Source organism: Burkholderia anthina, assembly GCF_902498995.1.
Taxonomy (GTDB): Bacteria; Pseudomonadota; Gammaproteobacteria; order Burkholderiales; family Burkholderiaceae; genus Burkholderia; species Burkholderia anthina.
The window spans coordinates 19,742-45,092 of the sequence record NZ_CABVLY010000022.1 but is presented as its reverse complement, the minus strand read 5'-3'; the positions used below and the strand labels follow the sequence as shown (position 1 = coordinate 45,092).

Annotated in this window: 30 protein-coding genes and 2 pseudogenes; 16 read left to right on the top strand and 16 right to left on the bottom strand. The window is 66.7% G+C overall.

The genetic code is table 11. The features are described 5' to 3' along the window. Positions 1 to 82 precede the first annotated feature (82 nt). On the top strand, positions 83 to 1,852 hold the full coding sequence (locus tag BME24068_RS25260; RefSeq protein ID WP_174927747.1) for a SulP family inorganic anion transporter: 1,770 nt from the start codon (positions 83 to 85) through the stop codon (positions 1,850 to 1,852). 48 nt (positions 1,853 to 1,900) lie between these two features. Here BME24068_RS25260 and BME24068_RS25255 read toward each other — a convergent pair whose 3' ends face one another. Both BME24068_RS25255 and BME24068_RS25250 read right to left on the bottom strand, forming a co-directional pair. Beyond that, positions 1,901 to 2,140: a hypothetical protein gene (locus tag BME24068_RS25255; protein ID WP_174927746.1), complete on the bottom strand. Its 240-nt coding sequence runs from the start codon at positions 2,138 to 2,140 to the stop codon at positions 1,901 to 1,903. Positions 2,141 to 2,195: 55 nt separating this feature from the next. Then, entirely contained in the window at positions 2,196 to 2,846 is a 651-nt protein-coding gene (locus BME24068_RS25250) for a BON domain-containing protein (RefSeq protein ID WP_174927745.1), read from the bottom strand. A gap of 230 nt (positions 2,847 to 3,076) precedes the next feature. Here BME24068_RS25250 and BME24068_RS25245 point away from each other — a divergent pair, with 230 nt between their 5' ends. Continuing rightward, positions 3,077 to 3,742 carry a nitroreductase family protein gene (locus BME24068_RS25245; RefSeq protein WP_096505878.1) on the top strand — a complete coding sequence of 222 codons (666 nt, stop codon included), beginning with the start codon at positions 3,077 to 3,079 and terminating at the stop codon, positions 3,740 to 3,742. A gap of 105 nt (positions 3,743 to 3,847) precedes the next feature. Here BME24068_RS25245 and BME24068_RS25240 read toward each other — a convergent pair whose 3' ends face one another. From BME24068_RS25240 to BME24068_RS25225, 4 genes are all read right to left on the bottom strand, one after another. Next, positions 3,848 to 4,282, bottom strand: a complete 435-nt coding sequence (locus tag BME24068_RS25240; RefSeq protein WP_174927744.1) for an Hsp20/alpha crystallin family protein — start codon at positions 4,280 to 4,282, stop codon at positions 3,848 to 3,850. Between the two features lie 178 nt (positions 4,283 to 4,460). Beyond that, positions 4,461 to 4,736: a DUF1488 family protein gene (locus BME24068_RS25235; RefSeq protein ID WP_174927806.1), complete on the bottom strand. Its 276-nt coding sequence runs from the start codon at positions 4,734 to 4,736 to the stop codon at positions 4,461 to 4,463. A 23-nt stretch (positions 4,737 to 4,759) separates the two neighbouring features. Next, positions 4,760 to 5,233: a universal stress protein gene (locus tag BME24068_RS25230; RefSeq protein WP_174927805.1), complete on the bottom strand. Its 474-nt coding sequence runs from the start codon at positions 5,231 to 5,233 to the stop codon at positions 4,760 to 4,762. A gap of 143 nt (positions 5,234 to 5,376) precedes the next feature. Further along, entirely contained in the window at positions 5,377 to 6,015 is a 639-nt protein-coding gene (locus tag BME24068_RS25225; RefSeq protein ID WP_239008020.1) for a hypothetical protein, read from the bottom strand. A gap of 207 nt (positions 6,016 to 6,222) precedes the next feature. On the opposite strand from BME24068_RS25225, the gene atpD reads away from it, so the two are divergent. The 9 genes from atpD (at position 6,223) to BME24068_RS25180 (ending at position 12,821) form a co-directional block, all read left to right on the top strand. Then, positions 6,223 to 7,653: a F0F1 ATP synthase subunit beta gene (gene atpD / locus BME24068_RS25220; RefSeq protein ID WP_174927803.1), complete on the top strand. Its 1,431-nt coding sequence runs from the start codon at positions 6,223 to 6,225 to the stop codon at positions 7,651 to 7,653. After that, entirely contained in the window at positions 7,650 to 8,108 is a 459-nt protein-coding gene (locus tag BME24068_RS25215; protein ID WP_096505868.1) for a F0F1 ATP synthase subunit epsilon, read from the top strand. The genes atpD and BME24068_RS25215 overlap by 4 nt, the downstream gene beginning before the upstream one ends. Positions 8,109 to 8,182: 74 nt before the next feature. After that, entirely contained in the window at positions 8,183 to 8,452 is a 270-nt protein-coding gene (locus BME24068_RS25210) for an AtpZ/AtpI family protein (protein WP_425117364.1), read from the top strand. A gap of 3 nt (positions 8,453 to 8,455) precedes the next feature. Continuing rightward, complete coding sequence (locus BME24068_RS25205; protein ID WP_174927743.1) at positions 8,456 to 8,740, top strand: N-ATPase subunit AtpR; 285 nt, start codon at positions 8,456 to 8,458, stop codon at positions 8,738 to 8,740. Beyond that, a complete protein-coding gene (locus BME24068_RS25200; RefSeq protein ID WP_174927742.1) occupies positions 8,737 to 9,435 on the top strand; it encodes a F0F1 ATP synthase subunit A in 699 nt (232 codons plus the stop codon). Before BME24068_RS25205 ends, BME24068_RS25200 begins: the two co-directional genes overlap by 4 nt. Further along, positions 9,432 to 9,680, top strand: a complete 249-nt coding sequence (locus BME24068_RS25195; protein WP_096505860.1) for a F0F1 ATP synthase subunit C — start codon at positions 9,432 to 9,434, stop codon at positions 9,678 to 9,680. Before BME24068_RS25200 ends, BME24068_RS25195 begins: the two co-directional genes overlap by 4 nt. A 9-nt stretch (positions 9,681 to 9,689) precedes the next feature. Further along, on the top strand, positions 9,690 to 10,442 hold the full coding sequence (locus tag BME24068_RS25190) for a F0F1 ATP synthase subunit B family protein (protein WP_174927741.1): 753 nt from the start codon (positions 9,690 to 9,692) through the stop codon (positions 10,440 to 10,442). Next, on the top strand, positions 10,420 to 11,967 hold the full coding sequence (locus tag BME24068_RS25185; RefSeq protein WP_174927740.1) for a F0F1 ATP synthase subunit alpha: 1,548 nt from the start codon (positions 10,420 to 10,422) through the stop codon (positions 11,965 to 11,967). Before BME24068_RS25190 ends, BME24068_RS25185 begins: the two co-directional genes overlap by 23 nt. Next, positions 11,964 to 12,821: a F0F1 ATP synthase subunit gamma gene (locus BME24068_RS25180; protein WP_174927739.1), complete on the top strand. Its 858-nt coding sequence runs from the start codon at positions 11,964 to 11,966 to the stop codon at positions 12,819 to 12,821. Before BME24068_RS25185 ends, BME24068_RS25180 begins: the two co-directional genes overlap by 4 nt. Before the next feature lie 129 nt (positions 12,822 to 12,950). On the opposite strand, the gene BME24068_RS25175 is transcribed toward BME24068_RS25180, so the two are convergent. Together BME24068_RS25175 and BME24068_RS25170 are read right to left on the bottom strand one after the other, a co-directional pair. Continuing rightward, the gene (locus BME24068_RS25175) at positions 12,951 to 14,270 is read right to left on the bottom strand and encodes a chloride channel protein (RefSeq protein ID WP_174927738.1); all 1,320 of its coding nucleotides are present in this window, start codon (positions 14,268 to 14,270) and stop codon (positions 12,951 to 12,953) included. 81 nt (positions 14,271 to 14,351) lie between these two features. Then, positions 14,352 to 14,510 (bottom strand): annotated as a pseudogene (locus BME24068_RS25170) (MFS transporter); the annotation flags it as partial. A 195-nt stretch (positions 14,511 to 14,705) separates the two neighbouring features. Here BME24068_RS25170 and BME24068_RS25165 point away from each other — a divergent pair. Continuing rightward, positions 14,706 to 15,008, top strand: coding sequence for a hypothetical protein (locus BME24068_RS25165; protein WP_174927736.1), 303 nt, complete (start codon positions 14,706 to 14,708; stop codon positions 15,006 to 15,008). A 216-nt stretch (positions 15,009 to 15,224) separates the two neighbouring features. On the opposite strand, the gene BME24068_RS25160 is transcribed toward BME24068_RS25165, so the two are convergent. The 8 genes and pseudogenes from BME24068_RS25160 to BME24068_RS35115 form a co-directional block, all read right to left on the bottom strand. Further along, positions 15,225 to 15,650 (bottom strand): MarR family winged helix-turn-helix transcriptional regulator, encoded by a 426-nt coding sequence (locus BME24068_RS25160; protein ID WP_174927735.1) that lies wholly within the window; start codon positions 15,648 to 15,650, stop codon positions 15,225 to 15,227. A gap of 548 nt (positions 15,651 to 16,198) precedes the next feature. Continuing rightward, positions 16,199 to 16,627: an arsenic resistance N-acetyltransferase ArsN2 gene (arsN2, locus tag BME24068_RS25155; protein ID WP_174927734.1), complete on the bottom strand. Its 429-nt coding sequence runs from the start codon at positions 16,625 to 16,627 to the stop codon at positions 16,199 to 16,201. A gap of 22 nt (positions 16,628 to 16,649) precedes the next feature. After that, positions 16,650 to 17,387 (bottom strand): arsenical resistance protein ArsH, encoded by a 738-nt coding sequence (arsH, locus tag BME24068_RS25150; RefSeq protein WP_239008021.1) that lies wholly within the window; start codon positions 17,385 to 17,387, stop codon positions 16,650 to 16,652. Further along, complete coding sequence (arsC, locus tag BME24068_RS25145) at positions 17,365 to 17,787, bottom strand: arsenate reductase (glutaredoxin) (RefSeq protein WP_174927732.1); 423 nt, start codon at positions 17,785 to 17,787, stop codon at positions 17,365 to 17,367. The genes arsH and arsC overlap by 23 nt, the downstream gene beginning before the upstream one ends. 21 nt (positions 17,788 to 17,808) lie before the next feature. Next, positions 17,809 to 18,888 carry an ACR3 family arsenite efflux transporter gene (arsB, locus tag BME24068_RS25140; protein WP_096505846.1) on the bottom strand — a complete coding sequence of 360 codons (1,080 nt, stop codon included), beginning with the start codon at positions 18,886 to 18,888 and terminating at the stop codon, positions 17,809 to 17,811. A gap of 65 nt (positions 18,889 to 18,953) precedes the next feature. Continuing rightward, positions 18,954 to 19,448 carry an arsenate reductase ArsC gene (locus BME24068_RS25135; protein ID WP_174927731.1) on the bottom strand — a complete coding sequence of 165 codons (495 nt, stop codon included), beginning with the start codon at positions 19,446 to 19,448 and terminating at the stop codon, positions 18,954 to 18,956. A gap of 23 nt (positions 19,449 to 19,471) precedes the next feature. Beyond that, complete coding sequence (locus BME24068_RS25130) at positions 19,472 to 19,807, bottom strand: ArsR/SmtB family transcription factor (RefSeq protein WP_096505844.1); 336 nt, start codon at positions 19,805 to 19,807, stop codon at positions 19,472 to 19,474. A gap of 184 nt (positions 19,808 to 19,991) precedes the next feature. Continuing rightward, positions 19,992 to 20,087, bottom strand: a pseudogene (locus BME24068_RS35115) (ABC transporter substrate-binding protein); the annotation flags it as partial. Positions 20,088 to 20,646: 559 nt separating this feature from the next. Here BME24068_RS35115 and msrB point away from each other — a divergent pair. The 4 genes from msrB (at position 20,647) to BME24068_RS25110 (ending at position 25,270) form a co-directional block, all read left to right on the top strand. Continuing rightward, positions 20,647 to 21,225 carry a peptide-methionine (R)-S-oxide reductase MsrB gene (msrB, locus tag BME24068_RS25125; RefSeq protein WP_174927730.1) on the top strand — a complete coding sequence of 193 codons (579 nt, stop codon included), beginning with the start codon at positions 20,647 to 20,649 and terminating at the stop codon, positions 21,223 to 21,225. Positions 21,226 to 21,267: 42 nt separating this feature from the next. Further along, a complete protein-coding gene (locus BME24068_RS25120; protein WP_174927729.1) occupies positions 21,268 to 23,151 on the top strand; it encodes a cytochrome c biogenesis protein DipZ in 1,884 nt (627 codons plus the stop codon). A 54-nt stretch (positions 23,152 to 23,205) separates the two neighbouring features. Continuing rightward, the gene (gene msrA / locus BME24068_RS25115) at positions 23,206 to 23,949 is read left to right on the top strand and encodes a peptide-methionine (S)-S-oxide reductase MsrA (RefSeq protein ID WP_096505838.1); all 744 of its coding nucleotides are present in this window, start codon (positions 23,206 to 23,208) and stop codon (positions 23,947 to 23,949) included. 199 nt (positions 23,950 to 24,148) lie between these two features. Continuing rightward, positions 24,149 to 25,270, top strand: coding sequence for an aromatic ring-hydroxylating oxygenase subunit alpha (locus BME24068_RS25110; RefSeq protein ID WP_174927728.1), 1,122 nt, complete (start codon positions 24,149 to 24,151; stop codon positions 25,268 to 25,270). Positions 25,271 to 25,351 lie beyond the last annotated feature (81 nt).

Here is a 25,351-nt window from a genome sequence, read left to right as displayed (position 1 = left end):
CCGGCGGCATTCCGATGACCGCACGTGTGCCGGGCCGAGGCCCGACTGCCGCCCGGCTTGCGCCCGGACGACGGACATCGCGATGAATCGCGCCCCGTCCGGACGGATCGCCCGCATGCTCCCCGGCGTGACGCTGCTCGCGAACTACCGGCGCGAGTGGCTTTCGCGCGACCTGTCCGCGGGGATCGCGCTTTCCGCCGTCCTGGTGCCGGTCGGCATGAGCTACGCGCAGGCGGCCGGATTGCCCGCCATCACGGGGCTCTATGCGTCGATCGCCGCGTTGCTCGCGTATGCGCTGCTCGGTCCGAGCCGGGTTCTCGTCCTCGGCCCGGATTCCGCGCTGGCGGCACTGATCGCGGGCGCCGTCGTCCCGCTCGCCGGCCATGATCCGCAGCACGCGATCGCGCTTTCCGGCGCGTTGGCGCTGTCTGCCGGCGCGATCTGCATCCTGCTCGGCGCGCTCGGCCTCGGCTTCGTCACCGATCTGCTGTCGCGCCCGATCCAGTACGGTTACCTGAACGGCATCGCCATCGCGCTCGCGCTCGGGCGGCTGCCCGAACTGCTCGGCATGCAGGTGTCGGGGAGCGACGTGCTTTCCAGCGTGCCGCACATCGCGCAGGCGCTCGTCAACGGCCGTTTTTCCACGGCTGCCGGCGTGCTCGGCATCGCCGTCCTTGCGGCGATCTTCCTGATCAAACGCGCGGCACCGCGCTGGCCCGGCGTATTGATCGCCGTGCTGGCGGCAACGCTCGTCGCCCGCCTGGCACCCTGGCACGGGATCGCGACGGTCGGCGCGTTGCCGGCCGGCATGCCCGTCCCGCGCCTGCCGGTCGTTTCGCTGGCCGACGCGAGCGCTCTCGCGTCCGGCGCGATCGCCGTGGCGCTGGTGTCGTTCGCCGACATCAGCATGCTGTCGCGCGCGCTTTCCGCGCGTGCGGGCGATACGCCGAACCGCAACCAGGAGCTGATCGCGCTGGGCGCGGCCAACCTGCTCGCCGGCGTGACGCAGGGCTGCGCGGTCAGCAGCAGCGCGTCCCGCACGCCGGTCGCGATCGCGGCCGGCGCGCAAAGCCAGGTCACGAATCTCGTCGCGGCCGCGTGCATCGCGATGCTGCTCATGGCCGCGCCGGCGTTGCTGACGTTCGTCCCGCGCACGGCACTGGCCGCTGTCGTGATCTATGCGGCGTTCGGCATCGCCGACGTCCGCAGCGTCGTGCGGTTGTACCGGATGCGCCGCGGAGAATGCCTGATCTCGGTGCTGTGTTTCGCCGGCGTGATCGGCATGGGCGTCGTACCCGGCATCCTGCTCGCCAGCGCGCTGTCGCTGCTGTCGTTCGTCTGGCGGGCCTGGCATCCGTACGACGCGGTGCTGGGCCGGCTGACGGGCGTGCGCGGCTATCACGACATCGCACGGCATCCGGACGCAGCGCAAACGCCCGGACTCGTGCTGTTCCGCTGGGATGCCCCGCTCTTCTACGCGAACGTCGAGATCTTCTGCGAGCATCTGCGCGCGGCGATCGCGCGATCGGCGGGCCCGGTCACGCGCATCGTCGTCGCGGCCGAACCCGTCACCGACATCGACGTCAGCGCGGCGGACCGGCTCGTGGCACTGCACGCGGAACTCCGGGCGCGCGGCATCGCGGTGAATTTCGCGGAAATGAAGGGGCCGGTGAAGGATCGGCTGCGCGCATACGGCCTGTTCGACGTGTTCGGGCCCGGCAGTTTCTTTCCGACCGTGACCGATGCCGTGGCCCATCACGTTCGGCGGCCGGGCCGACATCCGGGTCGCCGTACGCGTGCCTGCAAAAGAAAGCGTGCCCCGCGCCGGCGCGTGTCGCACAAGCCGAGGTAGAAGAGCGGAGCACGCGTCGCTGCGGCGCTCGCCGCAGCGCGCGACGGTTCAGTCGGTAAAGGTGTTCGACTTCCGCATCTCGATCCATGTCATGCCGGCCCGCAGCCCGTCGACGGCGGCGTCGCGCTCGGTCGCATGGGTCCGGCTGTGCTCGAATGTGCGCTCGCACACGCCATCCGGCGACGTGAGCGTGATGTGGATCCGGCAGCGGAAGCCGCCCGATTCGGCCGCGATCGTCTCGATCGCGACCGACCAGTCCGCTTCGTGAAGTTCGCCTGAAAGTGTCATCCGACCGCCCTCCTGGATCTCCGCGGGCCACGCCTGCGCCGGCCGCCTGCGGGATTTACTCGACCACCAGGTCGTCGACGACGGCACGCACGCCTCGCGCGGACCACGCGGCGCCGCGCACGGCCTTGCGCTCGGAAAACGAGCCGACCTTGCCGGACAGCCGCACCGTGCCGTCGCGCACGTCGATCGCGATGTGCTTCGCCTCGCGCTCCGCGTGACGCATGATCGCGCGCTTGATGTTGCCGCCGATGTCGTCCGCACCGACCGCCCCCTGTACCGCGATGTGGTCGGTCACGCCCGTCACGCTGCGCATCTGCGAGATCGCGCGCACGGCGAGGTGGCTCTGGTACGCCCAGTCGACCTTGCCGGACAGCGTGATCCAGCCGCGTTCGACCTGCACCTTGACCGCGTCGTCGTGCAGGCCGACCGTCCAGTGCAGCACCGAACGCACGGCTTTCGCGATGTCCTCGTCGGTACGCACGTCGTCGTCCGGCAGATGCACGGTCATGTCGACGACGAGTGCCTTGACGCCGGACACGCGGTTCGCCGCGCGCTCGATCGCCAGCTTCTCCGCATAGCTCGGCGGGTGACCCGACAGCGTCACGATCCGGTCGGCCACCTCGACGCCGATACGCGTCGCATCGATCGACGGGTCGGATTCCAGTTCTTCCTGAACGTCCTGCTTCAACTGCTTGTCGGTTTTCATCGTCTGCTCTCCTGTGAGCCGCGGCGTGCCTGTTCGCCGCACGCAGCCAGATTGGCACACGCGCGGCCCCGGCCCGCTGATACAGGTCAACGGATGCCTCGCGCCGTCCCGCACCGCCAGTCGATGCGTCGCTTGACGAAGGTCAACCCGATGCGGCGCGACCGTCCTATCGTGAGATCGCCGATGCGCGACGTTCCAGGCACGCGCAACCACGCTTCAAGGAGACTCGCATGACCGAACAGCAATTGCTGGCCTATTCGCCGGCGCCCGCGGCGCAGCCGGCGTCGCCCCAGGGCGAGTCGCCGGCGATCGTCGACTTGCCGCGCCCGATGCTCGACAGCGACGTGTCGCTGATGGCCGCGCTCGCGAGCCGCACGAGCTCCCGCGAATTCGCCGCCACGCCGCTCCCGCCCGCGACGCTCGGCACGATGCTGTGGGCGGCGGACGGCATCAACCGGCCGGCGAGCGGCGGTCGCACCGCGCCGTCCGCGCACGCATTCAATGAAATCGACCTCTACGTCGCGCTGCCGTACGGGGTCTACCGATACGACGCAGCCGCGCATCGGCTCGTGCTCAAGCATGCGGTCGATGCGCGCAACCTGACCGGCTATCAGGACTTCGTCGGACGCGCCCCGCTGGATCTCGTCTACGTCGTCCGGACGGCCGCGATACTCGACATGCCGCAGCAACAGCGCGACGTGTTCTCTGCCATCGCGGCCGGCGCCATCGCGCAGAACGTGTCGCTGTACTGCGCGGCGGCCGGCCTCGGCACCGTCGTGCGCGGCTGGATCAATCACCGTGCGCTCGCCGACGCGCTGCGACTGAACGAGGACGAGTTGCCGATCCTCGCCCAGACGGTCGGCTATCGGGCCGGTACTACGGCACCGCACGCGTGAGCGAACCCGCGTCGGCATCCATGAAAACGGCGCGCGGATCGCTCCGCGCGCCGGCTCCTCCCGACGGGCGATGCGTGCCTGCATCGCCCGCTGCCCGTCATCCGCTCAATTGATCGCCAGCTTCTTCTGCCCGACCGGCGCCTTCTTCGGCAATGTCAGCGACAGCACGCCGTCCAGATAGGTCGCCGTCGCGTTCGCGTCGTCGATTTCGGCGGAAAGGGAAAACGACCGGCTGATCGCACCGCTGTAGCGTTCGCGCCGAATCACCCGCTCGCCGTCCTTCTGTTCGCGGTTGCGCTCGACCTTTGCGTTGATCGATACGGTCGAGCCCTTGACTTCGATGTCGATGTCCTCCTTCGCGACGCCGGGCAATTCCGCATTGACCTTGTAGGCGTCGTCACTTTCCGTCACGTCGATCTTCATCGACGCGAGATCGGGCTGGTCGGCCAGCGCCATGCCGCGCAGCGGCCTGAACAACCCCTGAAACAGGTCGGACACGGGTTCGATCGAAAACGGGTCGTAACGCGTCATGTTGCTCATGATTCGCACTCCTCATACAGATGACATGCGACCGCCGCTTTCGTCCCGACAGCATGGGCCGCAATGAAGGCCGGATGGCGCGGCACCGCATGCCGCGCAAGGGACGAATGATCTTTCGAACTCCAGCGTACCTGCCCGCACCGGCACGTGCTTGATGCGGGTCAAAAGCGGCGGCCGATTACGTACAGAACCGGAAATAGCCGCTATGAAGCAGGATCGGCCGCCCGCCGACTTCCTCGAGCAGGCAGCGTGCCGCCCGCTCGATGGAGGGACGATGTCGTGCAAAGGCGTCGACGAGATCCTGCTCGCGGGGCGACGCCGCGCGGAAGTGGTCTTCCAGCGCCTCCGCGGTGATCGCGCATCGCACGCGGCGGCCTTCGACGAGCGCCGGAAAGGCCAGCGCCAGGTCCAGGCCGCAGTACGTCGGCTGTTCGACGGGAAAGGATATCTGCATGACGGTCACCCTGCGGCGCGACGCTAGGCCGCCGCCACGGCGGCAGGCGCGGCATCGTGACTGCGCACGAGCAGTACCGGACAACTCGATCCGCGCAGGAAGCGTTCGGCGACACTGCCGAGGAGCAGCCGCCGCACACCGCGTCGTCCGTGCGTTCCGATCACGGCCAGATCGATCGAACGCTCCGCGACATAGCGCTGCAGCCGCTCGGCGATATCCTGACCGAGTTCGGTTTCGACGATTTCCGTCTCGCCGTTGACTGCCGCATGCGAGATGGTTCGTTCCGCGTTTCGCAGAACCGCCGCGCCGTCCCGCCGGACTTCGTCGAGCAGCGCGTCCGGGTCCAGTCGCCCGGCATACGTGATCAGCAACGACTTGTCGACGACGAAAACGGCGAACAGGCGCGCGCCGCACGATCCGGCCATCTTCAAGCCTTCGTCGAGCGCCCGGTTCGATGAAGGACTGCCGTCCACGGCGACCATGATGTTCGTGTACATACCGACCTCGCTGGATGATCCGACGCGCCGGCGGCGTCCGGATATGTTTTCATCATCGGCGCACGCGGGAAACCGGCGTTGACGGAAGTCAATGGTTTGAAAACGCCATGAAACCGGCCCTGGGGCGAGACGAGAGCGCCGGGTTATCGAGGCTCGACCGGTTGCGTCGGCGTTTCCGGTGCATGCGGCGGCTTCCCATACGACTGGAAGCCTCGTTCGATCTCGATGATTTTCATCGCGCACGCATCGTATTGCCAGCCCGGGCCGCCATCGCTGTCATACATGCCCTTGCACATGGCCTTGAGCCGGATCACCGCGCCGCCGTCGCCCGACGCCACGCGAGACGCCCACAGATAGACTTCCCCGGCGAGATACGGTTGTGCGGTTTCGATCCGGTCCGCACCGAAGCGCGTGATGCGGGTCGACGAATGCGCTTCGACGTAGCGTCGTGCGAAATTCCACGCACGGTCGCATTCGGATGGCGTCGAACACTGCAGCGCAGCAGCCTGCCGTGCCGCGAGCAAGCGCGTTTCAGTCGACCTGAATGCCGCGCCCTGCCCGACTCCGGCACACGCCCCCAGCACGAGCAGGGCGCTCGCAGCCAACACCCGTTGTTTCATCGCCAATGCCTCGCAGAGCCATGAGGTCCGCCTGCAATCCCGGCAGCACGATCGTGCCCGACGTCGTTTCGGCCATGTCGTGACGACCCGTGCCGCCCGCGTTGCGCAAGCGTCCGAATCGACTGTATCGCCGGCCTGCCGAATGCGGTTGTCCTGCGTCAATCGCGCGCCGATTGCCGAGTCACGCCGGCATGCCGGCGTGACCGTCCGCATCCCCGCCTCCCGGCCGGCCCGCCGACACGCTCCTTGATCACGATCAATCGTCGACAGGATGCGCCGCAGTAAAAATTGGCCGTGGCCTTTTCCCGCGACCCGGCTCCGGACTGCACCGACCCGTGCACGGGCGCCCTCCAACACCGACAACAACCGATGAACACCGCATCGATCGGCAGTGTCTCCAGCCCGCAGCTTCCCGGACGCGTCGTCGCGGTGCGCGGCGCGGTCGTCGATCTCGCGTTCGCGGCGGGCTCGTTGCCGCCGGTGGACACCGCGATCTCGATCGAAGTCGACAGCGGCAGTGCGATCGTTGCGGAAGTACAAGCCCACCTCGATGAGCAGACCGTCCGCGCACTGGCGATGCAGTCGACCAGCGGATTGCCGAGAGGCGCGCCGGCGCAGGCGTCCTGTCGGCCGATCTCGGTTCCGGTCGGCAACGCCGTACTCGGACGCCTGATCGACGTGATGGGCGCGCCGGGCGACCAGGGCCAACCGCTGCCGGCCGACGTCCAGCGCCGGCCGATCCATCAACCGCCGCCGGCGTTGTCCTCACAGGACAGCGCAACCGGCATCTTCGCGACGGGCATCAAGGTCGTCGATCTCCTCGCCCCGCTCGCCCGGGGCGGCAAAGCGGCGATGTTCGGCGGCGCCGGCGTGGGCAAGACCGTGCTCGTCATGGAGCTGATTCATGCGATGGTCGAGCGCTACAACGGAATATCGGTGTTCGCCGGTGTCGGGGAGCGCTCGCGAGAAGGCCATGAACTGCTGATGGACATGCAACATTCCGGTGTGCTGCCGAAAACCGTGCTCGTGTACGGCCAGATGAACGAACCCCCGGGCGCCCGCTGGCGCGTTCCGCTGACGGCCCTGACCGTCGCCGAGCACTTTCGCGACGAACAGCGCCAGAACGTGCTGCTCCTGATGGACAACGTATTCCGCTTCGTCCAGGCCGGCGCCGAAGTGTCGGGCTTGCTCGGCCGGCTCCCGTCACGCGTCGGCTATCAGCCGACCCTGGCAAGCGAAGTGGCGGCGTTGCAGGAGCGCATCGTGTCCGTCGGCGGCGTCTCGATCACGGCGATCGAGGCCGTCTACGTTCCGGCGGACGATTTCACGGACCCTGCCGTCACGACCATCGCCGCGCACGTCGACAGCATGGTCGTCCTGTCGCGCACGATGGCCGCCGAAGGCATGTATCCGGCGATCGATCCGATCACGTCGTCATCGATCCTGCTCGATCCGCTGGTGGTCGGCGCCGAACACGTTCAGGTCGCGACCGACGTGCGGCGCACGATCGAGCACTACCGCGAGCTGCAGGATGTCATCTCGCTGCTCGGCATCGAGGAACTGGGCGCGGACGATCGCCTGATCGTCGGCCGGGCCCGCCGTCTGCAGCGGTTTCTGACCCAGCCGTTCGCCGTCACCGAAGCGTTCACGGGGGTGCCGGGCCGCTCGGTCGCGGTCGACGACACCGTCGCGGGATGCCGCGCCATTCTCGACGGCGAATGCGACGCATGGCGGGAACAATCGCTGTACATGATCGGGACGCTCGACGAAGCCCGCGAGCGGGAGCGGGCAACATCATGAGCACGGTGCTTCATCTGAGCATCGCGACGCCCGCCGGGATGCTGGTCGATACGCCGGAGGTCGTCGCCTTCCGTGCGGAGGACGCAACCGGCAGTTTCGGTGTGCTGCCCGGGCATACGGATTTTCTGACCGTGCTGTCGCCCTGTGTCATGCGTTGGCGCACCGCAGACGGCACGCGCCGGTTCTGTGCGGTAAGCGGCGGCGTGTTGCGGATCGTCAACGGCAAGGACATCCGTATCGCGTGCCGTGACGGCGAACTCGGCGATGCGCTCGAGACGCTGGAAACACGCGTCCGTGAAACGCGCGCGGCGCGTCTCGATGCGGCGCGTAGAGTGCGGGTCGAGCAAACGCGCCTCAATACCCAGGCCATTCGGCAGATCCTGAAGTATCTGCGCCCCGGCACGGCGGACGCGGCCGGACGCGCGGACGGGACAAACGAGGGGGGCCGGCCATGAGCGGTAAGCCCCGAAGAAGGAATTCGCCTGCGCGGCCCGGGCCGGAGGCGAAAACGCGGGAGCCCGACGCACCGGTGCTCGAAGAGACCGCGCAACGCGCCGTCCGGCGAGACAGGCAGGCACGCGACGTGCCGGAGCCGACACTGGGCGCCAGACTCGGGCAGATCGGCATGCTTGGCTGGATGATCGTGATTCCGGCCTTGCTGGCGTTATGGCTGGGGCATTGGCTCGACCGGCACTTTCATACCGGCGTGTTCTTCTCCGCGCCGCTGCTGATGCTGGGCGCGGCGTTCGGTCTGTGGTCCGCATGGCGCTGGATGCATCGCCAGGGTCCAGGGAGCTGATACATGATGCCGATCCAGACGTTGTCGATTCCCCTCCAGGCTGCCGCGGGCGGCATAACCGGCGGCGTCATCGGCCTGGCCTATTTCGCGTCGCTACTCGCCAGCGCCCGCTGGTATGTGCGCAATGCATTCGGCATCGCCATCATCGTGCATCTCGTTCGTTTCGGCATGCTCGCCCTGGTGCTGTTCGGCCTCGCGCACATTGGAGCCGCCGCGTTGCTGAGCGGCCTCGCCGGCATCATGCTCTCTCGCCGCGTGATGATCCGGTCGCCGGGAGGCGCGTCATGATGCATTCCCCTCTCGTGACCGAACCGCTGTTTCGCATCGGGGCAGTGCCCGTCTCGACGCCGGTGGCAATCACCTGGGCGCTGATGACGCTCATTGCCGTCGCCTCGATAACGTTGCGCCGGCAACTGTCGCTGACCCCGGGCAAACTCCAGACGGCGGCCGAGTTGTTCGTCTCGACGCTCGACAGCCAGCTGCAGGACACGATGCAGGTTGAACCCGCGCGCTGCCGGGCGTTGCTCGGGACGTTGTTCCTGTTCATCCTGGCTTGCAACTGGTCCGGCCTGATCCCGGGTGTCGAGCCTCCTACCGCCCATCTTGAAACCGACGCCGCCCTCGCCGGTGTCGTCTTCGTGTCGACGGTGCTCTACGGCATCCGCGAACGCGGGCTCGCCCGATATCTCGCATCGTTCGCACAACCGACCTGGATCATGATTCCGCTGAATCTGGTCGAGCAGATAACCCGGACCTTTTCACTGATCGTGCGCCTGTTCGGCAACGTCATGAGCGGCGTGTTCGTGATCGGCATCGTACTGTCGCTCGCGGGCCTGCTGGTTCCGATTCCGCTCATGGCGCTCGACCTGCTGACGGGCACGGTTCAGGCGTACATCTTCACCGTACTCGCAGCAGTATTCATCGGCGCCGCGCTCGGCGGCGAAGGCGCGCCCGCATCACATCCACGGCAAGGAGCATCATGAACGACTGGATTCAACTGGCAAGCATCGCCGCGGCCGCCATCGCCGTTTCCTTCGGCGCAATCGGCCCCGCGCTGGCCGAGGGCCGCGCCGTCGCTGCCGCGATGGACGCATTGGCGCGCCAGCCGGAATCGGCCGGCACGATTTCGCGAACGTTGTTCGTCGGCCTGGCGATGATCGAAACCATGGCGATCTATTGTCTCGTGATCGCCCTGCTCGTTCTGTTCGCCAATCCGTTTACCCGGTAGGCCGTCGCCATGCGAATCGACTGGTGGACATTCGCCTTCCAGACGATCAACGTCCTCGTTCTGGTCTGGCTGCTGTCGCGCTTTCTGTTCAAGCCGGTCGCGAGGATCATCGCGGATCGTCAGCAGGCCGCGGCGCGGCTGATGCAGGATGCAGCGGCCGCCCGCGATGCGGCGCAGCAGGATCGCGACCGGGCGGCCAACGACCTTGCCGCACAGGACGCCACGCGCCTGGAGCGAATGCGTGCAGCCGCGGCCGAGGCCGAGCGCTTCAAGGCATCGCTGCTCGCCGACGCCCGCGCCCAGGCCGATACGCTGAGAGGCGCCGGCGAGGCTGCAGTCGCAGCGATGCAGCAAGACGCACGGCGGGCCAACGCGGCACGGGCCAGCCGGTTTGCGATCGACATCGCGGCCCGGTTGCTCGGGACACTCCCGGCCAGCTCGCTGGTGGAAGGCTTCATCGAGCCGCTCGCCGAAGCCGTCCGGGCACTGCCTGCGGAGGATCGCGCACGCCTCGGCCGCGACGGCGAAATGCTTCGCCTGATCGCCCCGCGTACGTTGAGCGACGACGAGCTGGCCCGGTGCCGCTCGACGCTCGCAACGGCGTTGGGACACGACATGCCGCTGCACGCGGACGTCGATCCTGCCTTGATTGCAGGACTCGAACTTGTCGCGCCGCACGTCATCGTGCGAAACAGCTTTCGGCATAGCCTGGCATCCCTGACAAGCGACCTCATTTCCCATGGCGACGAACGAAACGCGTGACGGCCCCGACGACGCGTGGCTGACGGACGGAAGAGCCGTGCTGGCGGCGCTGAATCTCGCACCGCGGGCGGAATCCGTCGGGCGCGTCGAGCACATCGCCGACGGCATTGCACGGGTGAGCGGCCTTCCGCACGTTCGCCTGAACGAGCTGCTGCGGTTCGGCGGAGGACAGTTCGGCTTCGCGCTCAAGCTCGACGTCGACACGCTCGATTGCGTGTTGCTCGACGACGGGAGCGGCATTTCCGCCGGTACATGCGTCTCGGGCACCGGCCGCGTCGTCGAAGTGCCGGTTGGCCCGAACCTGCTCGGGCGTGTCGTCGATCCGCTCGGGAGGCCGCTCGATCGCGGCCAGCCGCCGAAATGTCCGTCGTCGCTTCCGATCGAACGCGCCGCGCCGTCGATCATCGAACGCGCCGCGGTCGCTCAACCGGTCGAAACGGGCATCCTCCTGATCGATGCGCTGTTCGCGATCGGCCGCGGACAGCGCGAGCTGATCATCGGCGACCGGGCAACGGGCAAGACGTCCATCGCGGTCGACGCGATCGTCAACCAGAAGCATTCCGACATGATCTGCGTGTACGTGGCGATCGGCCAGCGGGCCACGGCAGTCGAACGCGTGATCGATGCGGTACGACAGCACGGCGCACCGGAACGCTGTATCTTCGTCGTCGCATCGGCGGCCGATCCGCCCGGCCTGCAATGGATCGCGCCGTTTGCCGCGTTCAGCATCGCGGAATACTTCCGGGATCGGGGCGAGCACGCGCTCGTGGTCATCGACGATCTCGCCAAGCACGCCGCAACCCATCGCGAGCTGGCGTTGCTGGCACGCGATCCGCCCGGGCGAGAGGCCTATCCGGGCGATATCTTCTATCTGCATGCCCGCCTGCTCGAACGCGCCGCCAAGCTGTCCGCGGAGCGCGGCGGCGGTTCGTTGACCGCGCTGCCCATTGCGGAAACCGACGCGGGGAATCTCGCCGCGTACATTCCGACCAATCTGATCTCGATTACCGACGGGCAGATCGTGCTCGACACCCATCTGTTCGCCGCCAACCAGCGCCCGGCTATCGACGTCGGACTCAGCATCAGCCGGGTGGGCGGAAAGGCCCAGTTGCCGGCACTGAGAGCCGCATCCGGAAGGTTGCGACTCGATTACGCGCAGTTTCTCGAGCTCGAGATGTTCACGCGCTTCGGCGGGCTCAGCGATACGAGAATCAAGGCCCAGATCGCGCGTGGGGAACGCATTCGCGCATTGATTGCGCAACCGCGATTCGCGCCGCTACGCCCGATCGGCGAGATCGCGTTGCTGTTTGCGCTGGCCGACGGCGTATTCGATGCGTGCGCACCGTCGGCGATCGCCGCGGTGCGAGCCGCCCTTCCCGCCCGCCTCGATTCGACGGGCATCGCGACAAGGCTCGAGCCGATGCTCACTGCCGGCGACGACGTGTCACCCGATGACCGCACGGCGCTCGTTCGAATCGTCCGCGAGCTCGTGCCGCAGTCCGCGCCAATCCGGAGCGCCCAATGAGCAACAGGCTCGGAGATGTCCAGAACCGGCTGGGTACGGTCCGCGAACTGGAATCCGTGGTGGGCGCGATGCGCGGCATCGCGGCGACACGAACGCGAGAAGCACTCGCACGCCTGCCGGGCATCCGCGCATGCGCCGATCTGATCGGCCTTGCGATCGCCGACGCGATGAGCATTGCGGTACGAGAGCCGCAGGAGAGCCCGGGATCGCCGCTGCCGGGCGACACCCATGTCTATATCGTTATCGGCGCGGAACACGGCTTCGTCGGCACGTACAACCAACGTGTGTTTCAGGCGATCCGCCCGCCGGCGACCGGCGCAGTCGAGTACTTCGTCATCGGCGATCGCGCAAGAATTGCAGCCGACGCACTCAATCTGCCCGTCGCCTGGTCGTCGGAGATGATCGTTCACGCCGATGCCGTGTCCGATCTTGCAGCGAAAATCATCGACACGCTGTACGTCCGTTTGCGGCACGGAAACGCCTCGCACGTCACGCTCGTGTACGGCGCGCCGCAAGCGATCGGCGAATCGGCTATCCAGGCCACCTCGCTGCTGCCCTTCGATTTCCGGCGATTCGCGCCGGCCACGCGCCCTTTCCCGCCAGTCGTCGCGCTCCCGGTCCGGCAATTGCAGGAAAGCCTGGCCGAGGAATATGTCTACACGCAGGTTTGCGAAGCCATCATCCTGTCGTTCGCCGCGGAGAACGAAGCGCGCATGCGCGCGATGATCGCGGCGAAACGCAATATCGACGACACGACACAGCGACTGAACCGGGACTATCACCGTTTGAGGCAGGAGCAGATCACTGCCGAGATCGTTGAACTATCGACCGTCGACGGGAGCTTCGCCTCATGATTCGCCGCGGGATCGCGATGGCCTGTTCAAGCTCGCTCGTCGACCACTGAAAAACAACGACGACATCGAGACCTTTACGTTTCTGCCCGATCGGCTACCTTGGCTACCCCTGGAACCAGGCCTCGAAGATCATCGGTGGTCAGCGGGAAAATAGCGTGTCGACAACGCTTCGTACAGCGGCGGCGCAAAGAATCGCGACACGCGGCTGGCGATCAGCGCCGTGGCCATCAACGAAATGACCAGGGCGTGGCCGTTGATCATCTCGATGACGATCACGAACGCCGTGATCGGGCTCTGCGTCACCGCGGCCAGATAGCCGCCCATCCCGAGCGCGATCAGCATCTGCAGTTGCATTCCCGAGAACAGGATATGCAGCGTGTTGCCGATCCCTGCGCCGATCGCGAGCGACGGCGCAAACAGGCCGCCCGGCGCGCCGGGCAGGTACGAGCCGATCATCGAAACCATCTTGAACACCGGGTACAGGACGCTCACGTCCGTGTGGCTTTCGAGCATGCCGCGGGCTTCTGCGTATCCGCTGCCGAACGTATGGCCGTGCGTCGCAACGCCGACGACCGCGACGACCAGCCCGCACGCTGCCCCGAACAGCACGGGCCGACCGGCACGAAAATCCTGAAGCCCGCGCGGCATCCAGCGTCGCGTGTTGAGCAACAACCAGCAGAAGATTCCGCCCATGACGCCCGCGATCGCGCCGATGAGCACGACCGCAAGAGCCAGCGACTGGGGCAGGCGCGCCCCGACGTCGATCGTGCCGAAATAAACGTAGTTGCCCTGAATGCCGAGCGACACGATACCGGCGAAGATGATCGCCGTGATCAGCACGCCACTCGTTCGTTGTTCGAAGCTTCGCGTGAGTTCCTCAATCGCGAACACGACACCGGCGAGCGGTGCATTGAACGCGGCGGAAAGGCCTGCGGCCGCGCCCGCAAGGGCCAGCCGGTGCTCGAGCACGCCGGGGCGAATCGCACGAAACCGCTGCGGATAGAACTTCCGCAGGTTGAACATGAGCGCGGCGCCGACGTGAATCGTCGGGCCTTCGCGACCGATCGTGAACCCGCCGAGAATGGCCAGGAACGAGACGAGTATCTTCCCGATCAGGATCCGGAACTTGAGCAACCGCGCGGCCGTGTTGCCTGGGGCATGCAGCATGGCAATCACCTGTGGAATGCCGCTTCCCTCCGCGCCGTCGAAGAACCGCCGCGTCAGCCAGACCGTAACCGCACCGATCAGCGGCGTGACGATCAGCGGCAACCATGCGTGTCGGGCCGCGTAGCCCAGAAACACCGCATAGCCGAAATCGATCAGCTTCGCGTAAAGCACCGCTACGAGGCCGACCGCCACCGCACCCAGCCAGAACACGCCATAGTGAAGCCACAGACGCCGCGCATGCAGCAGCGCGCGTCGATCCGCGAGCGCGGAAATGCGGCTCATCGGTCTCCCCCTACCCACTCGTCAGTCTTTTGCATTTTCAAGCGATGTCCGGATCGTTCAGGTTCGCTGCGGCGGCGGCATTCATGCTGAGATGCTGAGTGCGATCGCCAGCCATACCGCAACCACGCCGGCACACGTCAGAAACACCCTGTCCGGGCCGCCTTGCTTCGGCAGCCAGCCGAACGCGATGCCGCCGAGCGCGAGCCCGATCGGCTGCGTGGTGTCGTAGACGCCCGTGGCCCGACAACGGACAAAAAAAACCGGCTGGACAGCCGGGTTCAAGAAGCTCGCCCCGGCCTTTCGTTTCGTATCGGGACGACCGGACGTCGAGCGACGTGAGCTGCGGAAGCACATCCGAATTCATGATTCCGCAGAATTCGCGCATCGTAACATGGCAACTAGTCACGATGTGACATTTCTCCCGATCTGATAGCGGTGATCGTGTCGACGATCCATGTGACCGGGAAAATCTTTCGAATCGCCCTTCAGTTCATTTACGAACCTCCGTCGCCCGTCACAATGGAGCAGCGCCGTTCACTGTGCGTCCGGCAGCGGCGCCGCCGCCCGCGCCAACACTTCCGTCCATTCATCGCTATGCAGGGCCACCGCAAGGCGCCGACGCGGACCGGCCAGTTCGACGCCGAGTTGCATGCTGCCCCGTTGCCGGCATGCGCTTCGCCCGGCGCGACCGCAATGAAATTGCGTTGCGCGAGCGCGCCGGGCGTCACCGACGGATGATCGTGCGAGATGGCCCGGCGCATGCGACGACGATGATTCCGGCGTCACGCCGGAGCATGCCTTTCAGATTGACGCTCGAGGTCGTGCTCATATGCCGCGCCTTGCAAACGCCCTCCCCCTGCGGCGTGCGCGTTCGTTCTCCTGTGCTGCCCGTTATTGCGGCGACCGGCAGGTATCGGCCGTCGCGGCGAATCCGCGCACGTCGTTGTCGCGCGTTCAGCTGATATCGGTGACGTCCTGGAAAGCCCAGCCGAACGACTGGATTTCCGACTTGTGCAACGCCGCGACCTTGCGCAAGCAATCCGCCCCCTTTTCCGTCAGATGGATCTCCACTTGCCGTCGATCCTGCTCGCTCGTCTGGCGCCGGACGAGCCCTGCTGCTTCACAGCGTGTGACGAGCGCAACCGTGCCGTGCGAGGATGCCTGCAACCGCTCGGCAATCTCGCCGACTGTCGCCCACGAGCGGTCCGGAAACGCACAGGTGTGCAGCATCAGCATGTATTGCAACGGTGTCAGCCCCTCGGCACGCAGGATTTCCTCCGAGAAACGCAGAAACCGCCGCAGCCGGTAGCGAAATTCGGATAGCTGCTCGAGGTCGTGTTTCGTGGCGCTTGCGCCGGCCTTTCGATTGCTTGCCGCCATCACGAACTCCGGGAACACCGGGAGTTTTCTGGAATCATGTCATCACGTGACCTAAAATACAGGCACGCGTGACGGGTAGAGCAAAGTGCTTTCATCAGTCGCTACTCCGGTTGCTGCGTGGATTGATCCGATCAACCTGAATCAGTGAGGAGAAGTGGACGGCATTTCGATACCGCTGCTGGTCGCCCTGGCCATCGTACAGCCCGGTCATTCGACAAGCCCACATGCAGGAACGGCCAGCCACGTCGTTGTCCCGGCGCGGAATATACTGCATGTGGGCAATTCGCGGGCGTGGCCAGGCTTCATACCGAACGTCCGCCGGCAGGCGGCAAGCGCGTCGACGTCCACCCCGGTCTACATCCCGAGCGCGACGTATCACCTCGGCGGTCAGGGCGCGCACGCCAGGTTGGCGGGCGACCGGTTCAGGTGGTAACCGACCAACGCCCGGGTGTGCTCGCCGCGGCAGGGTGCCTCGCCTTCGCCCGCGGTTCATGGTCATTCCAGCCATCTGAAGCGTCGCGCCGATCTGCCGGCGCCGGCCTCGAAGACTACAAAACCCGCAGCATCGAAACGGCCGACCCCGGACATACTCCCTGGAATTGGCTCGACGTCCGCACCAGCGGCGGTACGTCATCGCGCGCGACGCACACGAAACCAAGACGGGCGAAATAGTCCTCCGCCGTCGTTGTGAGGAGCACCAGGGACCGAACTTGCAGCAAACGGCACGCGGTGATCGACCGGGCCACGATACGCCGCCCCAAACCAGCGCCGCGCGCATGTTCCGCCACGGCAATCGAGCGCAAAAGTGCGGCGTCGCCATAATGCTCAAAGCCACCGCATCCGCACATCGTCGAACCTTCCATCGCGACCACACAATTCCGCACATGGTCGCTCACGCCGACGACGGGCAGACCGCATCGATGCAGCAGGGCTTCAATCGACGCCAGGTCGTTGACCGTGGCGGGACGGATCTCCATTTGCTACGCCTTGGACGGGGTTCTAGATACGCCGCTGATTCACGCGCTTCGACAGTGCCTCGGCGCTTTCCTTCCGCTCGCTGTACCGATCGACCAGATAGGGGCCGATATCCCGCGTCAGCAAAGTAAATTTGACCAGCTCCTCCATGACGTCGACAACACGATCGTAATAGGACGACGGCTTCATTCGGCCGGCTTCGTCGAATTCGGCGAACGCCTTGGCGACCGACGACTGGTTAGGGATGGTCAGCATGCGCATCCAGCGCCCCAGCACGCGCATCTGGTTCACGGCGTTGAAAGACTGCGATCCGCCGCTGACTTGCATCACCGCAAGCGTTTTGCCCTGCGTCGGCCGGACCGCGCCGACCGACAGCGGAATCCAGTCGATTTGCGACTTCATGATCCCCGTCATCGCACCGTGCCGTTCCGGCGAGCACCAGACCATCCCTTCCGACCACATCACCTGTTCGCGCAGCTCGACCACCTTCGGATGACTCTCGGGCGCGTCGTCGGGCAGCGGCAGGCCGCTCGGATTGAACACGCGCACCTCCGCACCCATCGCCGTGAGCAGACGTGCGGCTTCCTCGATCAGCAAGCGGCTGAACGAGCGCTCACGGAGCGAGCCATACAGAAGCAGAAACCGCGGCGGATGCGTCGACGGTGTCGCTGGCCGCAATCGATCGGCATCCGGCACGCGAAACAGCGTCGGGTCGAGTTGCGGCAGATCTTTCAATTGCTCAGACACGCTTGCCCTCCGCATCGATCACGACCTCGCCGTCTTCCTTGGTGAACGGCCCTTTCTGCGGGTTCGGCAGTATGTCCAGGACGGCTTCCGACGGCCGGCAAAGCTTCGTGCCGATCGGCGTGACCACGATGGGTCGATTCATCAGAATCGGATGCTGCCCGATGAAATCGAGCAACTGCGCATCGGTCCACTTCGGATCGCCAAGGCCGAGTTCCGCATAAGGCGTGCCCTTCTCGCGCAGCACCTCGCGTACCGTCAGGCCCGCGTCGGCCAGCAGCTTGATTAGCGTTTCACGCGACGGCGGCGTCTCGAGGTACTCGATAACGATCGGCTCTTCGCCGCTGTTACGGATCAGCACCAGCGTATTGCGCGACGTGCCGCAGCCGGGGTTGTGGTAAATCGTGATGGCAGTCATGTCGAGCGTCCTGTGTTCTGATCAAGCGCGGCACTCGTACCAGCGCTTCGACTGGTTCACGATACGCACCACCAGCAGCATGACCGGCACTTCGATCAACACGCCGACGACAGTGGCCAGCGCCGCGCCGGAATGGAAACCGAACAGGCTGATCGCGGCCGCGACGGCCAGTTCGAAGAAGTTCGACGCGCCGATCAGCGCCGACGGGCATGCGATGTTGTGCTTCTCGCCGACCGCGCGGTTGAGCCAGTAGGCCAGCGCCGAATTAAAGAACACCTGGATCAGGATCGGCACCGCGAGCAGCGCGATCACCAGCGGCTGCTTCAGGATCGCTTCGCCCTGGAACGCGAACAGCAACACGAGCGTGGCGAGCAGCGCGGCGATCGACCACGGGCCGATCTTCGCCATTGCCGCATCGAACGCCGCCTGCCCCTTCGCGAGCAACACCTTGCGCCAGATCTGCGCGAGGATCACCGGAATCACGATGTAGAGCACGACCGACGTGAGCAGCGTCGCCCACGGCACCGAGATCGCCGACATCCCCAACAGCAGCCCGACCAGCGGCGCGAATGCGATCACCATGATGCTGTCGTTCAGCGCGACCTGCGACAGCGTGAACAGCGGATCGCCTCCCGTCAGCCGGCTCCAGACGAACACCATCGCCGTGCAAGGCGCGGCCGCCAGCAGGATCAGCCCTGCGATGTAGCTGTCGAGCTGGTCCGCCGGCAGCAACGGCGCAAACAGGTGGCGGACGAACAGCCAGCCGAGGAACGCCATCGAGAACGGCTTGACGAGCCAGTTCACGATGAGCGTGACGCCGATGCCTTTGACGTGCTGACGCACTTCATGCAATGCACCGAAGTCGACCTTGACCAGCATCGGGATGATCATCACCCAGATCAACAGCCCGACCGGCAGATTGACCTGTGCGTACTCCATCCGGCCGATCTGCCGGAACAGGCCGGGCAGCACCTGGCCGAGCGCGATCCCGGCGACGATGCACAACGCGACCCAAACGCTCAGGTAGCGCTCGAAGAAGTTGATGGCGGATTTCGCGGCTGCGGCGGCCGTGGCCGGCGACGTCACGTTGGGTCTATTCATTTGACAGTGTTCATTCCCGAAGTCGTTGGCGGCCGTGCTTTTCGCGCGGGCCGTCCAGTGCACGATCAGTTCTGCGAAATTTCGATCAGCGCTGCCTGGAGTTCGGCATGACTCATGCGGTCGAGCGGCAGCGCCAGCAACTGCAGCATCCGATAGCCGACCGCTTGCCGCGTCAGTTCGAACGCGAGACGCTTGCCTTCGTCGCCGCCCACCGCATTCGACGGATCGGCATAGCCCCAGTGAACCTTGACGGGACTCCCGGGCCAGTACGGACAGGTCTCGGATGCCGCGCTGTCGCACACCGTCACGACGACGCGCATTTCAGGCGCAGCGTCGCCGACGAATTCGTCCCAGCTCTTGCTGCGATAGCCGCTGACGTCCACGCCGGCGTTCGTCAGTGCTTCCAGCGCAAACGGATTGAGACGGCCGCTCGGCGCGCTGCCGGCACTGTAGGCACGCACGTCCCGGCCGAGTTTCCCGGCCCAGTGATTGAGCATGCCCTCGGCAAGCACGCTGCGGGCCGAGTTGTGGGTGCAGAGGATCAGGATGTTCGTCGTCATGGGCGGAGGCACGCGAATGCGCATCAGGATGGGCAGGTGCCCGACGGCGAGCATGCCGACACCGGCGAGCACGGATTGCCGCCGCAGCAGTTCTCCGTGAGGTAAGCCAGCAGGCCGTTCATCGTGGCGAAGTTCGCGCAGTAGAAGACGAAGCGGCCTTCCTGGCGGCTGGTGACGAGTTGCGCATGCGCCAGTTCCTTCAGATGAAAGGACAGCGACGATGGCGGCACGTCCAGCAACGTGGCAATCTGCCCGGCCGGCATGCCTTCCGGACCCGCCTGCACGAGTGCGCGGAACACGGCGAGCCGGGACTCGTGTGCGAGTGCCGCAAGGGCGGCAATGGTCTGGTTCGTTTCCATAATTTGATAATAGTCGAAATATGGAAACTTTGTAAGTGCCAACCTGTTGATCGGCGGCCGCCAACCGCATCTCGTCACTCCCGACAACCTGCCGCGCACGCCGCCCGCGTCTCGGTACCCCTTCCGCGAATGCCCAGGCAGCGATACCGGCATACCGAGCGCACTACGCGCGCCGGTCACGCGTTCACGTCCTCGGCAATCCTGGCGGATTGGTCTGCGACCTGTCGATCGCCTCGGCATCGAGGCTCCAGCGGCCGAGCACCTTACGATAACTGCCATTCTCACAACGTGTCCTCGTCCCCGTCATCGCCGTCACGCCTCCATTTCCACTGCAAGCGTTCATCCTCGTTCAGCACATGGAGGCCCGACCATATGGCGTGCCTCACCTCTTTCACTGCACAACCGCGCACGTTCCAACTCTCCCCCTGAAGTTTCTACGTAAAAACTGTCAAACTTTCCGCGCCCACACGCGCACCGCACGTCGGTCGCGCTAGCTTGCAAACTCATCCGCCTATCGATGCGCATCAGACGCTCGGTGTGATTCGCGACCGCAGTCATACAACGCTCGTGTCCCGGTCCGATTTGATCGGCAAGCCAAAGTCCGGATTCACCACGCAACGCTACGAACACTAAAAATCGCGGCGCGAACCGGCGCTCGGGTAAACATCGTCGGCTCACCCGCTCGAAGGCCCGTGCCAGTTGGCGCTTCGACAGATTCCACCGCATCCCCACGGAACCCCGCGAACCTCACGAATCGTTTAACTTTCCGTGAGGACTTCGACACCGGCCGCTGCCTACTCTGTGCGCATGTTTTCAGCACCTGTTTCCAGGAGCCCGCCATGCCCACCCGTAGAGATCTGCTGTTCGCCGGCGCCACCGGCCTTGCCGCGCTCGCGGCGCTGTCGTCGGTCGGCCGCCGTGCGCTGGTCGGTCGCGCGTTCGCCGCGCCGCCGGCCACCGGCGCCGAACCCGCCGCCAAGCCAATGGCCGCCCCGCGGATGGCCGCCCCACGGATGGCCGCCCCGTTCGAAGTCACCCTCAGCGATACCGAATGGCGCCGCCGCCTGACGCCAGCCCAATACACGGTGCTGCGCGACGCCGGCACCGAGCCGCCGTACAGCAGCCCGCTGAACGACGAGCACCGCCACGGCATGTTCGCGTGCGCCGGCTGCGGCCTCGCGCTGTTCTCGTCGAGCACCAAATTCGACAGCCACACCGGCTGGCCGAGCTTCTGGAAGCCGCTCGACCACGCGGTCGCGACCGAGGTCGATACGTCGTTCGGGATGGCGCGCACCGAAGTGCACTGCCGCCGCTGCGGCGGCCATCTCGGCCACGTGTTCGACGACGGCCCGCCGCCCACCGGGCTGCGCTACTGCATGAACGGGCTCGCGCTCGTCTTCCACCCGGCCGCCGCCTGAGCCGCCGCCACCTTCCTGAACTGAACGACCGGAGATGCCTCCATGCTGCTCATCGTCCTCGCCTATCTCGGCGGCGTGCTCACGATCCTGAGCCCGTGCATCCTGCCCGTGCTGCCGTTCGTGTTCGCGCGCGCCGACCAGCCGTTCGTGCGCACCGGCCTGCCGCTGCTCGTCGGCATGGCGCTCACGTTCACCGTCGTCGCCACGCTCGCCGCCGTCGGCGGCGGCTGGGTCGCGCAGGCCAACCAGGCCGGCCGCTGGCTCGCCATCGCGCTGCTCGCCCTGTTCGGCCTGACGCTGCTGCTGCCGCGCCTGGCCGAACACCTGACGCGTCCGCTCGTCGCGGCAGGCAACCGGCTCACCGGCTTCGCGCAGCGCGACGGCCGCGCGGCCAGCCCCGTGTCGTCGCTGTTGCTCGGCGTCGCCACCGGCCTGCTGTGGGCGCCGTGCGCGGGCCCGATCCTCGGACTCGTGCTGACCGGCGCCGCGCTGCGCGGCGCGAGCGTCGGCACGACGGTGCTGCTCGTCGCGTACGCGGCCGGCGCGGCAACGTCGCTCGGCATCGCGCTCGTGATCGGCGGCAAGGTGTTCGCCGCGATGAAGCGCTCGCTCGGCGCCGGCGAATGGATCCGGCGCGGCATCGGCGCGACGCTGCTGGCCGGCGTCGCGGCGATCGCGCTCGGCCTCGATACGGGTGCGCTCGCGCAGTTGTCGACCGTCACGACCGGCGGGCTGGAAACGAAGCTCGTCGACCGGCTCGGCGGCCACTCGAACGGCGCGCCCGTGGCGATGGCCGCGACCGGCAACGCCGGAGGCAGCGTCGGCGCAGCGAGCGGCGCGATGATGGCCGCAACGTCCGGCGACGCACCGGCCGCGGGCGGTGCAATGACCGGCAGCGCGATGATGCGCGCGGCCGACACGACGCCCGCGATGCACGCCCCGGCCGCACTGCCCGTCGAAGGCGCGCTGCCGTCGCTCGACGGCGCCGTGCAGTGGCTGAACTCGCCGCCGCTGACGGCGGCCGGCCTGCGCGGCAAGGTCGTGCTCGTCGATTTCTGGACGTACTCGTGCATCAACTGCCTGCGCACGCTGCCGTACACGACCGCGTGGGCGCGCAAATATGCGCCGTACGGGCTCGTCGTGATCGGCGTGCACGCGCCGGAGTTCGCGTTCGAACGCGACATCGGCAACGTGAAGAAGGCCGTGCACGACCTCGGCATCGACTACCCGGTCGCGATCGACAACCGCTATGCGATCTGGCGCGCATTCGGCAACGAATACTGGCCCGCGCACTACTTCATCGACGCGCAAGGGCGGATCCGCCATCACCACTTCGGCGAAGGCGAATACGCGCAGTCGGAACGCGCGATCCAGTCGCTGCTCGCGGAAGCCGGCCACCCCGAAGCGCTGAACGTGCCGCTCGGCCTCACCGGCACGCCCGCGAAGGGTGCGCTCGCGGCGGCCGACAGCGCGGACGTGCGCTCGCCCGAAACCTATGTCGGCTATGCACGCGCCGACGACTTCACGTCGCCGGGCGGCGTCGTGCGCGACGCGACGCACCGCTACGACGCGCCCGCGCATCCCGAACTGAACGACTGGGGCCTCGCCGGCGCGTGGCAGGTCGGCGCCGAGCGCGCGACGCTCGCCGCGCCGGCCGGGAAGATCGTCTACCGCTTCCATGCGCGCGACCTGCACCTCGTGCTCGGCCCGAGCGCGAACGGCAAGCCGGTGCGCTTTCGCGTGACGCTCGACGGTGCGGCGCCCGGCGCCGCGCACGGCACCGACGTCGATGCGCAGGGCTACGGCACCGTCACCGGGCAGCGCCTGTACCAGCTCGTCCGGCAGCCCGGCGCGATCGCCGATCGCACGTTCTCGATCGAGTTTCTCGACCCCGGCGTCGATGCCTATGCGTTCACGTTCGGTTGATCGCGCACGCCGCCCGACCGCCGTCTTCCGTCCCGCATTCCGAAGGAGCAAACCATGATCCCGACATCCACTCGCGATTGCCCGCCGCGGCGGCGGGCGGTCATGCTGCGCCGCATCGGCGCGATCGCCGTCGCGGCCGCCGCCGTGTTCGGCTACCAGCGCGTCGTCGCGTCCGCGGAACCGATGCATGCGGTGCCCGCACCGACGCTCGACGAAACACCAGGCGCGGCGCACGAAGAAACGGCCGTGCTGGCAGGCGGCTGCTTCTGGGGCGTGCAGGGCGTGTTCGAGCACGTGAAGGGCGTGAAGCAGGTCACGGCCGGCTACGCGGGCGGCGCCTCCGAAACCGCGCACTACGCGCTCGTCGGCACCGGCCTCACGGGCCATGCGGAATCGGTACGCATCGTGTACGACCCGACGCAGATCACGTACGGCCGGCTGCTGCAGGTGTTCTTCTCCGTCGCGCACGACCCGACCGAACTCAACCGGCAAGGCCCCGACGACGGCACGCAATACCGGTCGGCGATCTTTCCGACCACGGCGCAGCAGCGCGCCGTCGCGACGGCGTACATCGCGCAGCTCGGCGCCGCGCACGCATTCGCGGCGCCCGTCGTCACGCGCGTCGAAGCGTACAAGGGCTTCTATGCGGCCGAGGCGTATCACCAGAACTACCTCGAACTGCACCCCGACGCGCCGTACATCGCATACAACGACCTGCCGAAGGTTGCCGGACTCAAGCAGCGCTTCCCCGCGCTGTACCGCGCCGACGCGGTGCTGTGGCGCGATGCGCGGATGTGACGGCGTACCGGGCGGGCGGCGCGGCTCGAGCACCCCGCGCCGCCGCCCTGGTTTGCGCTGCATCAAGGAAACCCGCGCCGCGCCGACCGGGCATACCCGTATCGCACCCGCTTGGCACGCCAACTTCGCGTAGACTGCTTCAGATTCCCGCCGCGTTTCGCGGTGCTCGGAACCCCAGTCGAGCCAGGAGGCGTCACGCATGCGCGCAGTGCCTTTGTCTGACAGCGGCACCCTCGAACAACCGTCCACCGGCGCGGTCGTGCGCGACCTGCGCCGCGTGCCGATCCATCCCGATCACTGGTATCCGCTCGCGTGGTCGCGCGAACTCAAGCGCGGCAAGACGCTCGGCGTGCATTTCGCCGGCGACCCGATCGTGCTCGTCCGCACCGAATCCGGCGCCGTGTATGCGCTCGAAGATCGTTGCGCGCACCGCCAGGTGCCGTTGCATGCGGGCGTCGTGACCGGCGAAACGCTGCGGTGCTGCTACCACGGCTGGACCTACGCGTGCGACAGCGGCCACTGCGTCGACGTCCCGTATCTCGGCCGCGATCGCCTGCCCAACGGCGTGCGCGCATACCCGTGCCGCGAAGCGCACGGGCTGATCTTCGTCTTCCCCGGCGACGCGACGCTCGCCGGCGAGCGCCCGTTTCCCGCACTCGAATCGGCGGACGATCCCGCATACAAGACACGCCGTTTCGGCCGCGAGGTCAAGTGCCACTACTCGTTCATGCACGAGAATCTGATGGACATGAACCATCAGTTCCTGCATCGCAAGCAGATGGGACAGATGCGCGCGCGCAGCGTCGGCCGCCGCCGCGGCGACGACTGGGTCGAGGTCGACTACACGTTCGCGCGGATGGAAGGCAAGCAGCCGGTCGGCGAGGCGCTCGTGTTCGGTTCGAGCAAGAAGCCCGGCGACCAGGCCAACAAGAGCGTGATGACGGTCCGCACGGGCTACCCGTACCAGACGCTGCAGATCCGCTCGAGCGAAGGCACGCTCGTGATGGACCTGTGGATCGTCTACGTGCCGCTCGACGCGGCGCAGCGTACCAATCGTACGTTCGGACTGCTGTCGATCCACAAGCCGGGCATCCCGTTCGCGCTCGATCTCGCGTGGCCGCTGCTCGTCTGGTTCACCGAGCGGATCTTCCGCGAGGATCGCTGGATCGTCGAACGCGAGCAGGAAGCGCACGACCGGCAGGGCGCCGATTGGAACCACGAGGTGTTTCCGGTCATCAACGAACTGCGCGACCTGCTGCGCGAATGCGGCGCGCGCACGGTGATCCCGATCCACCAGACAGGCGCGGGCGACGCTCGTTGACATCGCAACGAACGCGCCCGCCCGGCGGCCGCTTGACGGGCTCGCTTGACGGGCTCGCTCGACCGAGCCCGCGCAGCCGGC